14 protein-coding genes are annotated in these 15,697 nt (G+C 40.0%); 12 read left to right on the top strand and 2 right to left on the bottom strand.

Annotation, left to right across the window (positions count from 1 at the left end; all coding sequences use genetic code 11):
- Positions 1-32 precede the first annotated feature (32 nt).
- Positions 33-1,412 (bottom strand): prephenate-dependent tRNA uridine(34) hydroxylase TrhP, encoded by a 1,380-nt coding sequence (gene trhP, locus J1G47_RS00825; RefSeq protein WP_075605706.1) that lies wholly within the window; start codon positions 1,410-1,412, stop codon positions 33-35.
- A gap of 200 nt (positions 1,413-1,612) precedes the next feature.
- Positions 1,613-3,109, bottom strand: a complete 1,497-nt coding sequence (gene pepA, locus J1G47_RS00820) for a leucyl aminopeptidase (RefSeq protein ID WP_160405349.1) — start codon at positions 3,107-3,109, stop codon at positions 1,613-1,615.
- A gap of 346 nt (positions 3,110-3,455) precedes the next feature.
- Here pepA and lptF point away from each other — a divergent pair, with 346 nt between their 5' ends.
- From lptF to nudF, 12 genes are all read left to right on the top strand, one after another.
- The gene (gene lptF / locus J1G47_RS00815) at positions 3,456-4,556 is read left to right on the top strand and encodes an LPS export ABC transporter permease LptF (protein ID WP_207326842.1); all 1,101 of its coding nucleotides are present in this window, start codon (positions 3,456-3,458) and stop codon (positions 4,554-4,556) included.
- On the top strand, positions 4,553-5,620 hold the full coding sequence (lptG, locus tag J1G47_RS00810) for an LPS export ABC transporter permease LptG (RefSeq protein WP_010787037.1): 1,068 nt from the start codon (positions 4,553-4,555) through the stop codon (positions 5,618-5,620). The genes lptF and lptG overlap by 4 nt, the downstream gene beginning before the upstream one ends.
- Positions 5,621-5,634: 14 nt before the next feature.
- Positions 5,635-6,666, top strand: a complete 1,032-nt coding sequence (locus J1G47_RS00805) for an AAA family ATPase (RefSeq protein WP_010787038.1) — start codon at positions 5,635-5,637, stop codon at positions 6,664-6,666.
- Positions 6,667-7,179 carry a hypothetical protein gene (locus J1G47_RS00800; protein ID WP_005713748.1) on the top strand — a complete coding sequence of 171 codons (513 nt, stop codon included), beginning with the start codon at positions 6,667-6,669 and terminating at the stop codon, positions 7,177-7,179. It abuts the gene before it with no gap.
- Positions 7,180-7,200: 21 nt separating this feature from the next.
- Positions 7,201-10,677, top strand: coding sequence for a DNA polymerase III subunit alpha (gene dnaE / locus J1G47_RS00795; protein WP_075592638.1), 3,477 nt, complete (start codon positions 7,201-7,203; stop codon positions 10,675-10,677).
- A gap of 9 nt (positions 10,678-10,686) precedes the next feature.
- Positions 10,687-11,970, top strand: a complete 1,284-nt coding sequence (gene waaA / locus J1G47_RS00790) for a lipid IV(A) 3-deoxy-D-manno-octulosonic acid transferase (RefSeq protein WP_160415208.1) — start codon at positions 10,687-10,689, stop codon at positions 11,968-11,970.
- A gap of 1 nt (position 11,971) precedes the next feature.
- Positions 11,972-12,439 carry a pantetheine-phosphate adenylyltransferase gene (gene coaD / locus J1G47_RS00785; protein ID WP_005713743.1) on the top strand — a complete coding sequence of 156 codons (468 nt, stop codon included), beginning with the start codon at positions 11,972-11,974 and terminating at the stop codon, positions 12,437-12,439.
- A gap of 400 nt (positions 12,440-12,839) precedes the next feature.
- A complete protein-coding gene (gene rplJ, locus J1G47_RS00780) occupies positions 12,840-13,331 on the top strand; it encodes a 50S ribosomal protein L10 (RefSeq protein WP_005714465.1) in 492 nt (163 codons plus the stop codon).
- 57 nt (positions 13,332-13,388) lie between these two features.
- Positions 13,389-13,757: a 50S ribosomal protein L7/L12 gene (rplL, locus tag J1G47_RS00775; protein ID WP_005714464.1), complete on the top strand. Its 369-nt coding sequence runs from the start codon at positions 13,389-13,391 to the stop codon at positions 13,755-13,757.
- Positions 13,758-13,839: 82 nt separating this feature from the next.
- A complete protein-coding gene (locus tag J1G47_RS00770) occupies positions 13,840-14,580 on the top strand; it encodes a 4'-phosphopantetheinyl transferase family protein (protein WP_407926573.1) in 741 nt (246 codons plus the stop codon).
- A gap of 7 nt (positions 14,581-14,587) precedes the next feature.
- Positions 14,588-15,007 carry a phosphate-starvation-inducible protein PsiE gene (gene psiE / locus J1G47_RS00765; protein WP_035496350.1) on the top strand — a complete coding sequence of 140 codons (420 nt, stop codon included), beginning with the start codon at positions 14,588-14,590 and terminating at the stop codon, positions 15,005-15,007.
- 9 nt (positions 15,008-15,016) lie between these two features.
- Positions 15,017-15,655, top strand: coding sequence for an ADP-ribose diphosphatase (nudF, locus tag J1G47_RS00760; RefSeq protein ID WP_021114302.1), 639 nt, complete (start codon positions 15,017-15,019; stop codon positions 15,653-15,655).
- The last annotated feature ends 42 nt before the right edge of the window (positions 15,656-15,697 follow it).

Raw genomic sequence — 15,697 nt, 5'->3', positions numbered from 1 at the left:
CCGCTAAGTAGTAATAAGATTAAGGTTATCTTTTATAAATTATGCGGATTTCGAGTATTCGCATCAACCAAATTACGCATTAACAAAGCATAATCTAATTCCACATCGGCTGGTACATCTAAAAAGACAAAATGCCCATCGCCTAAACCAGCTTCAATAGCTTCATTTTTGCGGTTTAACATTCGTTCGATTTTGAACACGATATTGCCTTTTGGGGTCATCATTTCGACTTCATCGCCAAGTAAGAATTTATTTTTCACGGCGACTTCCGCCATACCTTCTGTATTGCGTTTGCCAGTAAATTCGCCGACAAACTGCTGACGTTCTGAAATCGAATAGCCGTAATCGTAATTTTGGTATTCATCGTGGGTATGGCGACGTAAGAAACCTTCCGTATAACCACGGTGTGCCAAGGATTCTAGGGTATCCATTAAACTTTCATCAAAAGGCTTGCCTGCTGCCGCATCATCAATCGCCTTGCGGTAAACTTGAGCAGTTCTTGCACAATAGTAGAATGACTTAGTTCGACCTTCAATTTTTAAGGAATGTACGCCGATTTGGGTCAGTTTCTCAACGTGTTGCACCGCACGCAAATCTTTCGAGTTCATAATGTAAGTGCCGTGTTCATCTTCAAAAGCGGTCATTTGCTCATCTGGTTTTTGCGATTCGGCAAGCAGGAAAACTTTACTTGTGGTATCGCCTTCGCCTAAGGTTGGTGCGACATTTTTAATTTCAATCTGCTGTTTTGGATCGATTTTTGACACAATATTGCCAACATCATCTACCTTACCCTCTTCCACCTGATATTCCCAGCGACAAGCGTTGGTACAGGTGCCTTGGTTCGGATCACGTTTGTTAATATAGCCAGACAATAAGCAACGCCCAGAATAAGCCATACACAATGCCCCGTGGACGAAAATCTCAATTTCCATATCAGGCACTTGCTCACGAATTTCTGCGATTTCTTCAATGGAAAGTTCACGGGAAAGAATGACACGGGTTAATCCCATCTGTTTCCAGAATTTTACCGTTGCCCAGTTTACCGCATTCGCTTGCACGGAAAGATGAATATCCATTTCTGGGAAATGTTCACGCACCAACATAATCAAGCCTGGGTCAGACATAATCAACGCATCGGGCTTCATATCCACAACGACTTGCAGATCTTTAATGAAGGTTTTGAGTTTAGAATTATGCGGAGCGATATTGACCACCACATAGAATTTTTTGCCAAGTGCGTGAGCTTCATCAATACCGATTTTCAAATTAGCGTGGTTAAATTCGTTATTGCGAACACGCAAGCTGTAACGTGGTTGCCCTGCGTAAACGGCATCTGCTCCATAAGCAAAAGCATAACGCATATTTTTCAGCGTGCCTGCTGGTGATAAAAGTTCTGGTTTATGTTGTAACATGTGGATTCTCTTTCTGATAACAAGTCAGGACTTTCCCGAAGGAAAACGTAAAAAGGCGTTATTCTAACGGAATAACGCCTTTGGGTTAAGAATTATATGTTTGTTTAGTGAAAATTCTGCCATTACAAGCGGTCGGTTTCGACTCAAAATTTGCAAATTTTAGAGCCTAACTGACCGCTTGTATTTAGGAGGCAAACAGGTTAGATGCCCGCTTTATTAAGCAAAAACTGGCTCAACAACGGCACTGGTCTGCCTGTTGCCCCTTTTGCAGCCCCTGATTTCCACGCAGTGCCTGCAATATCTAAATGCGCCCAAGTGTATTTCTTGGTGAAGTTAGATAGGAATACCCCTGCGGTGATCGCTCCGCCTAAACGTCCGCCGATATTGGCAAGATCGGCAAAGTTGGATTTAAGCTGTTCTTGATACTCTTCTCCCATTGGTAAACGCCATGCTTTATCATCCGCTTGTTCTGCAGCATTTAATAAGTCGTTTGCAAGTGTGTTATTTGGTGAAATCAATCCGCTATTGTGGTTGCCAAGTGCGATCATACACGCCCCTGTGAGTGTTGCCACATCAATCACTAATTCAGGATCGAAACGTTCGACATAGGTTAAGGTGTCACATAATACCAAACGTCCTTCTGCATCGGTATTGAGGACTTCAACGGTTAAGCCTGACATTGTGGTTAGAATATCACCAGGGCGATAAGCGTTGCCGTCTGGCATATTTTCACAGCCTGCGAGTACGCCGATAACATTTAATGGCAATTTCATTTCCGCAATGGCTTTCATTGTGCCATAGACAGAAGCCGCACCGCCCATATCATATTTCATTTCGTCCATTGCATCGGACGGCTTAATGGAAATGCCACCTGTGTCAAAAGTTAAGCCTTTGCCGACAAGAACAATCGGTTTTGCTGCAGGATTTGGCGATCCTTTATATTCGATAATTGAAAGATAAGCATCATTTTCAGAACCACGAGAAACGGCAAGATAGGCGTTCATTTGTAATGCCGCCATCTCTTTTTCGTCCAGTACCGTGGTGGTGATGTTATCGTACTCTTTGGCTAAGCCTTTGGCTAACCCAGATAAATATTTCGGGTTGCAGACATTTGGCGGACAGTTCGCTACATTTTTTGCAGCAATCACCCCTAAAGCGACCGCTTTGCCTTGTTCAACCGCTTGTTCTGACACAGTTAAATCTTTGCGGTTAGCGATATTAAACACAATTTTGCGGAGTTCACGGCGGATTTCAGGTTTTACGCTCTTAAATTCGTTATATTGGTAGCCGTTTTCTTGAATAGCTTCAATCGCAAAGCGGATATTCCAGTAAACGGAACGGGCTTTGACGTGTAATTCGGTTAAGAAGCAGATCGCTTCCGTTGAGCCTGTGTCGTTAATGACTTGTACCATTTTTTGAATGGTTTGTTTGTATTGGCGTTCAGTCAGTTCACGCTCTTTGCCGCAGCCAACTAACAACACGCGATCTGCGGGGACATTGGGTACGTTGTGTAGTAATAACGTTTGCCCAACACGTCCTTCTAAATCGCCTTTACGCAATAAATTGCTTAAATAGCCGTCACTTAATTTATCTAATTGCTCCGCAGCAGGCGATAAGCGACGGGGTTCATACACCCCAACAACCAGACAGCCTGTACGTTGTTTTTCAACAGATCCGTTTTTAACGCTAAATTCCATAAAATACTCCCGTGATTTTTTTTGTATAAAAGGGTATGATCACATATTTTGCAAACGGTGGGTTTTGGTAAAATTTTACAATATTATTTAGCCTTTGTTTGAATGATAAAGAAAGGTAGGGACACACTGCGTGTGTCCATATTTCTGGCTCAAACACATATTTGCGGACATATATAGTTTTATGGACACGCAGCTTTACGGACACACGCAGTGTGTCCCTACAAGTGGGCTATTCAAAATTTTACCCAAATCCAACCGCTTGAACTTGCAATTAAAATATGGGTCATAAAACTACCTGTTTGCTTGAAAATTGCAAGCGATAAATTGTCAAAATGAGAACTTTGTCGTGATTTTAAGTCGATATTTAACGAAAGAAATATTTAAAAGCCAAATTGCTATACTTTTCATACTGTTAGTGATCTTCTTCTGCCAACAATTAGTACGAGTATTAAGCTCGGCTGTGAGTGGCAAAGTCCCTACAGACTTAGTATTGAGCTTGCTCGGATTAGGTATGCCGACAATGGCACAGTTGATGTTGCCTTTGTCGTTATTTATTGCTCTTTTGCTCACTTTAGGGCGTTTTTATGCTGAAAGTGAAATTACGGTAATGCGCGCTTGTGGGGTGGGGCAGAGCCTTTTAGTGAAAGCAGCGTTATTTTTATCGATCTTTACCACGGCAGTGGCGGTTTATAATGTCTTTTGGCTTACCCCTTGGGCGATTAATAAACAGAGCGAAATGTTGGCTGAAGCAAAAGCAAATCCTCGCTTTGCTGCATTAGCCGCAGGGCAATTTATGTCTGCAGGTGGGTATGTGTTATTTATTGATAACATTAAAGATAACACCATTAATGATATTTATGTTTTTCAGCCTGAACAGCAAAAGAAAAATAAACCCTCTGTGGTGGTGGCTAAATCGGGGGAATTACAAGGGCTTCCGAATGGCGATCAAATGTTAAATTTAACCAATAGTACTCGTTATGAAGGAACGCCTCAAACGGCGGATTTCCGTATTTCGCATTTTGATAATTACAATGCCTATCTCGGCTATCAAAATGTTGATAGTGATGAAAAATTGGTTCAACGTGCCGATTTTCAGAAGTTGCTTTCTGAAACTTCCCCAGAAGCTCAGGCAGAGTTGCAGTGGCGTTTAGCGTTGATTTTATCTGTGCCATTGATGGCGTTGCTGGCTGTGCCGATGAGTAGTGTAAACCCACGGCAAGGGCGTTTTGCAAAATTATTACCTGCGTTATTGTTGTATTTAATCTATTTCTTATTACAGAGTTCGTTAAAATCGGCAGGGGCTTCGGGTAAGCTAAATGTGTCTTTGTTAATGCCAATGGTGTCTGTGGCATTTTTAGTGCTTGGCACTCTTTTAAATAGCTGGGAAAGTAAATGGTTTTCGGCATTGCGTTATCGTTTTTCAAGTAAAAAGGTGGCAAGTAAATGAATGTATTAGAGCGTTATATCGGCAGAACCATTCTTGCTTCCATTATGCTTACCCTATTTATGTTAGTAGGGCTTGGGGCAATTATTAAATTTGTCGAAGAGTTCCGTTCCGTTGGTCGAGGGAGCTACGATGGCTTACACGCAGCATATTATACCCTATTGACGATGCCTCGTGATATTGAAACCTTTTTCCCAATCGCAGCGTTGCTTGGTTCATTAATGGGGTTGGGCGGTTTGGCGAGCCGTAGTGAGTTAGTGGTAATGCAATCGGCTGGATTTTCTCGCTTCCGCATTGGGCTGGCGGTGATGAAAACGGCAATTCCATTAATGGTGATTACGATGATTATGGGGGAATGGGGCGTACCGCAAACGGAACAATATGCCCGAAATATGCGATCTATTGCTCAAAGTGGCGGTTCAATGCTGGCGACCCAAGGCGGATTTTGGGCGAAAGATGGCAATGATTTTATCTATATTCGTCAAATTCAAGATGAACGTAACTTAAATAATATTTTAATTTACCAATTTGAAAATCAGGTTTTAAAATCCATCAAACAGGCGGAAAAAGCGACCTATTCGGAACAAGGCTGGCTTTTACAGCAGGTGGATAAATCAGAAATTCACGAAAGCGGAATAACCCAGACCAGAGAAACAGATCAGGCGTGGAAAACAAGCATTACGCCGAGCAAGTTAGGGATCGTGTCCTTGAAGCCAGAGTCGTTGTCTATTTCGGGGTTAGCAGATTATGTTGGTTTCTTAAAAGATACAGGGCAAGACTCAAAACGTTTTGAGATCACTTTCTGGCGTAAGGTTTTTCAGCCGATCTCAATGGCAGTGATGATGTTGCTTGCGATTTCCTTTATTTTTGGTCCACTTCGCAGTAGTACGATGGGGGCAAAAATTGTGATCGGTATTCTCGCAGGCTTTGTATTTTATGTGGCGAATATCGTCTTTGGTAATTTAAGTCTTATTGTTTCGTGGCTACCCGTACCAATAGGGGCATTAATCCCAAGTTTGCTCTGTTTAAGTGTGGTGTGGTGGTTGTTGAATAAGAAAAGGGATTAAATTAAGGAAAGACTATGTTAAATAAATTAGTATTAAAGAATTTCACAGTATTTAACGAAGTTGATTTAAATTTTTCTCCCCATTTAAATGTTATTATAGGGGAAAATGGAATGGGAAAATCGCACATTTTAAAATTAGCGTATTCTCTCATTGCTTGTAATGCTTCTGCTTTTTCTGTAAGTAAAACGCAAATGCAAAAGAATTATGCAGATAAATTAATTAATGTATTTAGACCTGAAAGTTTAGGCCGACTTGTTCGCCGTAAACAAGGGAGAGAGCGTTGTGAAATTTCAGCTAAATTTGAAAATGACTTTTATAATTGTCAATTTAGTTTTGCGACATCAAGTAAATCCGAAGTTCAAATAGATATATTACCTAAAAGTAAAATAGAGAATAATCCTGTTTTTTTACCTACAAGAGAATTATTAACGATTTATCCTAATTTTGTTCATACTTATAATAATCATTATTTAGAGTATGAGGAAACATATTATGACACTTGTTTATTATTAGGAAATTATTTAGCCAAAGGTCCTAGAGAGGAGCGTGCAAAAGAGCTATTAAAACCATTAGAAGAGGCAATGGGGGGGAAAACGGTTTTAGATAATGGGCGTTTTTATCTTTCTATTCAGGGACAAGGAACTATGGAAATTCCTTTGGTTGCTGAGGGATTAAGAAAATTAGCGATGATTGCGAGATTAATTGCAACAGGATCTTTGTTAGGTAAAGGTGCGTTATTTTGGGATGAACCAGAGGCAAATTTAAATCCTAAACTTATTAAAACAGTCGCTAAGGTTATTTTGCAATTATGTAATAACGGTATCCAAATTTTTATTGCAACTCATTCACTTTTTTTGTTAAGAGAACTAGAAATACTTTCTAAACGACAAGAATTTGCTCATTTAAAACAATTTTATTTTGGTTTAAAAACGATAGATAATGGTATTGTAGTTGATCAAGGTGATAGTATTAATCAATTGGAAGTTTTAACATTATTAGACGAAGAGCTTGAACAATCCGATAGATTTTTAGCATTGGTAGAATAAATGTCAGAGATTGTAATTAAAGAAGGTGATTTAACGTTTATTTTTAACGAGTTTATTCTTGTTGAAAAATATGATGATTTATCTTTTTATCGTAATCAATTTAATGCTTTTGCAAATGGAACCAAAGCAGTAGATATTATTGTGGTTGATGAAAATGATAACTGGATGATTGAAGTAAAAGATTATCGACAATATCAGAGAACGAAAACAATACCATTAGCCGATGAAATAGCAATTAAAGTTAGAGATACCTTGGCTGGAATTGTTGCGATGAAATTAAATGCGAATAATCAAAGCGAACAGCAGTTTGCTAAACAGTTTTTGAAGAAAAATAAGATAAAGATAGTATTACATTTAGAGCAAAAAAGAAGTAATTCACGTTTATTCCCTCAGCCGATCGATCCTGCAAAATTAAAACAAAAATTAAAGATGTTATTGAAGGCAGTCGATGCTCATCCGTTTGTGGTGAATAAAGATAGCTTACATTCGACAATGCATTGGAAAGTCATTTAATATAAATAGAAAATAACCATTATGTCCCAACCTCGTTTTGTTCATCTGAAAGTACACAGTGATTTCTCAATGATTAATGGCTTGGCGAAAGTGAAGCCGTTAATCAAAGCCTGTGTTGCCAATAATATGGTCGCAATGGCATTGACCGATTTTACTAACTTCTGTGGCTTGGTGCGTTTTTACGGCGAAGCCTTAGGATCGGGGGTGAAGCCGATTGTTGGGGCAGATGTGATGGTTCGCCCTGAACCTGAGAGTGAAGAGTTATACGAACTTACCCTTTTAGCCAAAAATAATACCGGTTATCATAACATTACCCTTTTACTTTCAAAGGCTTATCAACAGGGCTATGTGGAATTTCCTGTGGTGGAAAAAGCGTGGCTGGCAGAACATAATGAAGGCGTGATTTTGCTTTCGGGCGGTAGCAATGGCGATGTAGGTAAAGCATTATTGAAAGAAAATCAGCAAGAAGCCGAACAGCTTTTGGCTTTTTATCAACGTTATTTCCACAATCATTATTATCTTTCCCTTTGTCGAACAGGAAGAAGTGATGAAGAACGTTATATTCAACAAGCGGTCACTTTTTCGCAAAAATTTGCAATTCCGTTGGTGGCTGTCAATGATGTGATGTTTTTAAAACAGAACGATTTTGAAGCCCACGAAATCCGTGTTGCCATTCACGACAGCTTTACGTTGGACGATCCTAAACGCCCACAAAAATATTCGGAACAGCAATACTTCCGTTCAGAAGACGAAATGTGTCAGTTGTTTGCCGATTTGCCACAAGCGATTGAAAATACCTTATTCATTGCTCAACGTTGTAATGTCACCATTCGTTTAGGGGAATATTTCTTACCGAATTTCCCGACGGGCGATCTTTCCACTGAAGATTTTTTAGTCAAAAAAGCCAAAGAAGGTTTGGAAGAACGTTTGGCATTTTTGTTTCCTGATCCTGATGTGCGAGCAAGCAAGCGGTCTGTTTATGATGAAAGATTGCAAGTCGAGTTGGACGTGATCAATCAAATGGGCTTTCCCGGCTACTTTTTAATTGTGATGGAATTTATTCAGTGGTCGAAAGATAACGATATTCCTGTTGGACCAGGGCGTGGTTCTGGAGCAGGATCTTTGGTTGCTTATGCGTTGAAAATTACCGATCTAGATCCCCTTGAATTTGACTTACTCTTTGAACGTTTCTTAAATCCGGAACGGGTTTCGATGCCCGATTTTGATGTGGATTTCTGTATGGACGGGCGAGATCGTGTGATTGAACACGTGTCGGAAACCTATGGTTGCCAAGCGGTGTCGCAGATTATTACCTTTGGTACTATGGCGGCAAAAGCGGTTATTCGAGATGTAGGGCGTGTGCTTGGACACCCTTATAGTTTTGTGGATCGTATTTCTAAATTGATCCCCCCTGACCCTGGTATGACGTTGGCAAAAGCCTTTGAAGCCGAGCCCAAATTGCCTGAGCTTTATGATACTGATGAAGAAGTGAAAGCCTTGATTGATATGGCTCGTAAGCTCGAAGGGGTAACACGTAATGCAGGTAAACACGCAGGGGGCGTGGTGATTGCCCCAACGGCGATTACCGATTTTTCACCACTTTACTTCGACTCTTACGGTTTACACCCTGTGACCCACTTCGATAAAAATGATGTGGAATATGCAGGCTTGGTTAAATTTGACTTTTTGGGCTTACGCACGCTGACGATCATCAAATGGGCGTTAGAGATGATCAATCAACGCTTGGAAAAAGAAGGTAAGCCACTGGTTCGGATTGAAAGTATTCCCCTTGACGATGAAAAAGCCTTTAAATTATTAAAAGCAGCCAAAACCACGGCGGTATTCCAGCTAGAGTCACGGGGTATGAAAGATCTGATTTCACGCCTACAACCAAGTAACTTTGAAGATATTATTGCGTTGGTAGCCTTATTCCGTCCAGGTCCGCTTGAGTCGGGAATGGTGCAGAACTTTATTGACCGTAAACACGGCAAAGAGCCGATTGCCTATCCTGATGCCCAGTATCAGCACGAGTCGCTGCAGCCGATTTTAGAGCCAACCTATGGCATTATCGTTTATCAAGAGCAAGTAATGCAGATTGCACAGGTGTTGGCTGGCTATACGCTCGGTGGTGCGGATTTATTGCGTCGTGCGATGGGTAAGAAAAAGCCCGAAGAGATGGCGGCTCAACGGGCAACCTTTGAAGAAGGGGCGAAGAAGCAGGGAATTGATGGCGAGTTGGCGATGAAAATCTTCGACTTGGTAGAAAAATTCGCAGGCTACGGCTTTAATAAATCGCACTCGGCGGCTTATGCGTTGGTATCCTATCAAACCTTGTGGCTCAAAACCCATTACCCAGCGGAGTTTATGGCGGCGGTGATGACTTCAGAGATGGATAACACCGATAAAATCGTCGGCTTTTATGATGAATGTATCAATATGGGATTAACCGTTGTTCCGCCTGATATTAACAGCGGTAAACACCGTTTTAGTGTCAATGAAAAAGGCGAAATTGTCTATGGTTTAGGGGCAATCAAAGGCGTAGGCGAAGGCCCGATTGATGCGATGTTAGAAGCTCGCAATAAAGACGGGATTTTCAAAGATCTATTCGATCTAACCGCTCGTGTTGATTTAAGAAAAGTTAATCGTCGCACATTTGAAGGATTAATTATGGCTGGGGCTTTCGATAAACTAGGGCCTCACCGTGCGGCGTTGATGAAAAATTTAGAAGATGCCCTTAGAGCGTCCGATCAACATAATAAAATGGAAGCACTTGGACAGAGTGATATGTTTGGCGTGCTGACTGAAACCCCCGAAGAAGTTCAGAACGCCTATGCCAACACGCCAAAATGGACGGAGCAGACCATTTTAGATAACGAAAAAGCCACCTTAGGTTTATATCTAAGTGGACACCCTGTTGGACGTTTTTTGAAAGAGTTAGCTCATTATGCACCGAATAAATTAAATGAAGTTCAACCAACCTATCGAGGACAAACTACCACCGTTGCTGGATTAATTATGGGAGCAAGAATTGCGACAACCAAAAAGGGCAGTCGCATTGGTATCGCAACGATTGAAGATCGTTCAGGTAAAATGGATCTCACCCTTTTTTCAGAAGCACTGGAAAACTATGGCGATCTGTTGCAAAAAGATCAGATTATTATCGCAACAGGGGCTGTGCAACACGATGATTTCAGTGGTGGCTTAAAAATGGCGGTTCGCGAAATGATTACTCTTGATGAAGCTCGTAGCCGTTATGCAAGAAGTTTAGCTCTAGCGATCAAACAAGAACAGCTCTCAGCAAAATTTGTCAAAGATCTGACCGCTATTATTGAGCCTTATAAAGAGGGAACATTACCGTTACATTTCTATTATCAAAGCCCAGAAGGGCGTGTATTATTACGTAGTGGCGTTGAGTGGCGTGTTACCCCAAAAGAGACGATGCTGCAGAAATTAAAAGATTTTTTAGGCGAAAATGCCGTTGAGTTGGAGTTTGAGTAGGAGTAAATAATGCTACGTATAATTTATACTATTCTAGGTTATTTAGTACTACCTATTATTTCTCTTATCATATGGCAGAAAGAACACTCTCTACCTAAGCGTCGTAAATGTTTGAAGGAACGATACGGTTTTTATTCATCGGGTGAAATCAAGCCTCAAGCAAATGGCATTGTTATTCACGCCGCTTCTGTGGGAGAAGTGATTGCAGCTACTCCTTTGATTAAAGCGATTTTAGCGAATTATCCTCAGTTGTCTGTTACGGTGACGACAGTAACCCCAACGGGGTCAGATCGTGTTAAAGTAGCATTTGGCAATCGTGTTCACCATCTTTATTTGCCCTATGATTTGCCCGATGCGGTGAAACGTTTTTTAGACTTTGTTGAACCAAAGTTATTGATTGTGATTGAAACGGAACTTTGGCCGAATTTAATTCATCAAACCCATCAACGCCAAATTCCCTTTGTGATTGCCAATGCTCGTCTTTCACCTCGTTCAGCAAAACGTTATGGCTGGATTAAGCCTTACTTGCAAGAAATGCTGAGTGAAATTGATTTTATCTTGGCTCAAGATCAGGTGAGTGCAGATCGCTACTTGGGACTAGGATTTAATGCTGAACATTTAGTTAATACAGGCAATCTTAAATTTGATTTAGAAATTTCACCTCAATTACGCCAGAAGGTAACTCAAACAGCCGTTGAGCTACATTTACTTGACCGCTCAATTTGGGTTGCAGGTAGTACTCACGAAGGTGAGGAAAAGATGTTGTTGGAAGCACATCAGCAGTTATTAAAGCAATATCCTGATTTAGTTCTGATCCTTGTACCTCGCCACCCTGAGCGGTTTGATAGTGTGGAAAATTTACTAAAAAATATGGGAATGCCCTATGTAACACGCTCTTCTTTTGAACCTTTAAGTGCAGGAACGTCGGTACTGTTAGGCAATACAATGGGAGAGATGATGCTGTTTTATGGCTTGGCTCAGGTCGCTTTCGTTGGTGGAAGTTTAGTCAAACACGGTGGGCATAATCCATTAGAGCCAATTGCATTTGAACTTCCTGTGATTTCTGGTGTACATACTTTTAATTTCCCTGAGATTTTTGCTAAATTAAGAGAGGTTCGGGGCGTGATTGAAATTCAAAGTGATGTCACTTCGATTGTTGATGCCGTCAATTACTTTTTTGAAAAGCCTGAACTTGGACAAACAATTAGTCAAGCAGGGGGGAGTGTATTACAAGAAAATCAAGGTGCTTTAACTCGTCATCTTCAACTGTTAGCCCCTTATTTAGAGAAATAGAATGAACCAAACTGTAATTTATGCTGGCACATTTGATCCGATAACAAATGGGCATTTAGATATTATTCAACGCAGTAGCCGATTGTTTGGCAAAGTGATTGTGGCTGTGGCAAAAAATCCCTCAAAGCAACCGCTATTTAGCCTTGAACAGCGTGTTGAGTTGGTACAGCAAAGCTGTCAAATGCTGAATAATGTTGAGGTGATCGGCTTTAGTGGGTTGTTGGTCGATTTTGCTAAACAGCATAATGCCACCACGCTTATTCGAGGTATTCGAGGGGCGGACGACATTGAGTATGAAATTCAACTGGCACAGTTAAATCAAAAATTAGCAGGGCAGTTAGAAACGATTTTTTTACCCCCAGCCGTAGAGTGGCGTTATCTTTCTTCGACAATGGTAAGAGAAATTTATCGCCATCAGGGAGATGTGGGGCAGTTTGTGCCAGAAATAGTTTTAAAGTCTCTAAGGTAATCGATGAGGAAAGTGTGTTTACATATGATCAAGATTTTAAAGAGGGTAGTGTCAATGTAGTTTAGTGGATGAATAATGAGATACGTAAAACAAGCAGATACCAGATATTCGCATGAATTTTTAGTTTACAGCCTAAAAATTTAAGGGTAAAATTGCAAAATTGCTACTCCATATGGATAGTAAATGATGGTGCTGAGCCTTATCTCAAGCCCCGTCCAAGACCGTAGGTGAACCTGTGTGAACAGTTTCTTAATGAAAACAACCTACGTAGATGGTGAACAGACAGAATTATCTGCTTCTGTACACCTTAGCCTCAAAAACGTCGCTCAAGCGGTTACTTTTTTGAGATTTTTTGTAAATTCCACAGTATTTATGTGGAGTGTATCAGGAGCTAAAACCAATGGCATTAAATCTTCAAGACAAACAAGCAATTGTTGCTGAAGTAAACGAAGCTGCCAAAGGTGCCCTTTCTGCTGTTGTTGCGGATTCTCGTGGCGTAACAGTAGAGAAAATGACTGAGTTACGTAAAGCAGCTCGTGAAGCAGGCGTTTCAATGCGTGTTGTTCGTAATACTTTATTACGTCGTGCGGTTGAAGGTACTGAATTTGAGTGCTTAAAAGATACGTTTACTGGTCCAACTCTTATTGCATTCTCTAACGAACACCCAGGTGCAGCAGCACGTTTGTTCAAAGATTTTGCAAAAGCAAACAAAGAGTTTGAAGTTAAAGGTGCAGCCTTTGAAGGTAAAATCCAAGATGTTGAATTCTTGGCAACATTACCAACTTACGAAGAAGCAATTGCACGTTTAATGGGCACAATGAAAGAAGCTGCGGCAGGCAAACTTGTTCGCACTCTTGCGGCATTACGCGACAAATTACAAGAAGCGGCATAATTTTTACTCGCCGTATTCTCAACTCGTTTAACTTATTTACTTTAGGAATTGATTGTTATGTCATTAACTAACGAACAAATCATTGAAGCGATTGCTTCTAAATCAGTATCAGAAATCGTTGAATTAATCACAGCGATGGAAGAAAAATTTGGTGTATCAGCAGCAGCGGCAGCAGTAGCAGTAGCAGCAGGCCCAGCAGAAGCAGCTGAAGAGAAAACTGAATTCGATGTTATCCTTGCAGATGCAGGTGCTAACAAGGTAGCAGTAATCAAAGCAGTACGTGGTGCAACAGGCTTAGGCTTGAAAGAAGCTAAAGACTTAGTTGAATCTGCTCCAGCAGCATTAAAAGAAGGCATCTCTAAAGGTGAAGCTGAAGCACTTAAGAAAGAATTAGAAGAAGCTGGTGCGAAAGTAGAAATCAAATAATTTTTGATTTAGCTTTTAAATTGCTAATTCTATACTCAATAAAACCCGATAACAAATATAGTTATCGGGTTTTTCTTCTATAATGACAGCTATGAATACTATTGAAATTGTTTTTGCTCCAAATGATGAATTTATCCCTTCAGATTTTTTAAATTATTTGGGGAATATAAACAAATCTCTTGATAAGCCGTCAGCTTATCAAATAAAAAAATGGAAAAGTCGCCGTATGGCTTATTTCCTGTTACATCAATTATTTGAAAAATATCATTTAGATAAAAGTTTATTAACTAATATCGTTAAAACAGAAAGTGGGCGCCCTTATATTGAACATAGCGAGATTGATTTTAATATTAGCCATTCGGGCGATTGGGTTGCGATTATTTTCTCTTATCAATCCCCGAAAAAAGTGGTGGGTATTGATATTGAACACCCACAAAAAATACGTCGTTTTAACGATTTATTACATTATTATGCCAGTGAGCAAGAAATAGCTGAAATAAATAATCATCATCTATTCTCGGAACTCTCTTCCCTTGAAAGTCGTTTTTACTTAAGTTGGTGTTTGCGAGAAGCTGTGCTTAAATCACAGGGTTCTGGAATTATAAAACTGTCGGAAGTAACCCACTCATTAAGTAAACAGCAGATCACAACCGCCTATAGCCCAACAGGAAAACTCTGCTTTTATCATCAACTTCCATTTTATTTGGCTTATTTTTTTGAACATACTCAGGCTATGTTATCATTACCAAAACTGAGCCAATGGAAAAATGGGGACTACATCTCATTTGATCATCTTCACCCAATTATTTATCAAGTAAATTAAGGATAGTATGAATAAATTTAATTTAGAAGAACAACATTCTCGTTTCGGGAAATTTATTTCTGAGAGTTTTCAATGGATATTAAATCTTTCACTCTTAGTGATAGGACTAATTCTGGCTTACTCTCTTTTCTATGAAGCATATTCATTAATTGAATTATTTTTTAGCCATAGTGATAAATTTCAAATTGTAGAAAAAATTGTGATTTTCTTCTTATATTTTGAATTTCTAGCTCTCATTGTTCAATATTTTAAATATAACTACCATTTTCCATTACGCTATTTTTTATATATCGGCATTACCGCAATGGTACGTTTAATTATCGTAGATCACTCTAATGCAATGCATACTTTATTGTTTGCACTGGCTATTTTAGTGATGATCGTTGCTTTATATATTGTTCATTCAAAACGCTTACATAAAAGCTAAGGAATTTTTATGACACAAATTCAGCAATTTCAGCAAAAAGATTTAGAGATCTTAAAAGAAGAAGTGGTTTATCAAGGCCATTTCACAATGAAAAAAATGTATTTCCGCCACAAGCTATTTAATGGTGGAATGAGCGGTGAAGTTGTGCGTGAATTAATGATTAAAGGCTCTGCTGCTGCATTAATTGCCTATGATCCAGTCAAAGATGCTGTAGTGTTAGTCGAACAAGTCCGCATTGGTGCTTACGATCCAACGAGCAACCAATCCCCTTGGTTAGTGGAACTGATTGCAGGAATGGTAGATGACGGGGAAACGCCAGAAGATGTTGCTATCCGTGAAAGTTACGAAGAAGCAGGTTTAACCGTCAGCAATGTGGAACACGCCTTAAGCATTTGGGACAGCCCAGGCGGTGCAGTTGAGCGTTTACATCTCTTTTTAGGCTTAGTTGATAGCACCCAAGTCGGCGGTGTTTACGGCTTGGAAGAAGAAGGCGAAGATATTCTTGTCCACGTTGTGAGCCGTGAGCAAGCATATCAATGGGTTGTTGAAGGAAAAATTGATAATGTGATTGCCGTTGTTGGATTACAGTGGTTGCAGTTGAATTATCAAAGGTATAAAGAGCCACATAGCCTTTCAGTACAACTGTAATTTGATTTCTAACCGTATGGATACAATAAATATTCAAAGGGT

The organism is Glaesserella parasuis (assembly GCF_017352235.1).
GTDB lineage: Bacteria > Pseudomonadota > Gammaproteobacteria > Enterobacterales > Pasteurellaceae > Glaesserella > Glaesserella parasuis.
Note: the sequence above shows the minus strand (reverse complement) of the source record. Positions and strands in the feature narration are given on the sequence as shown.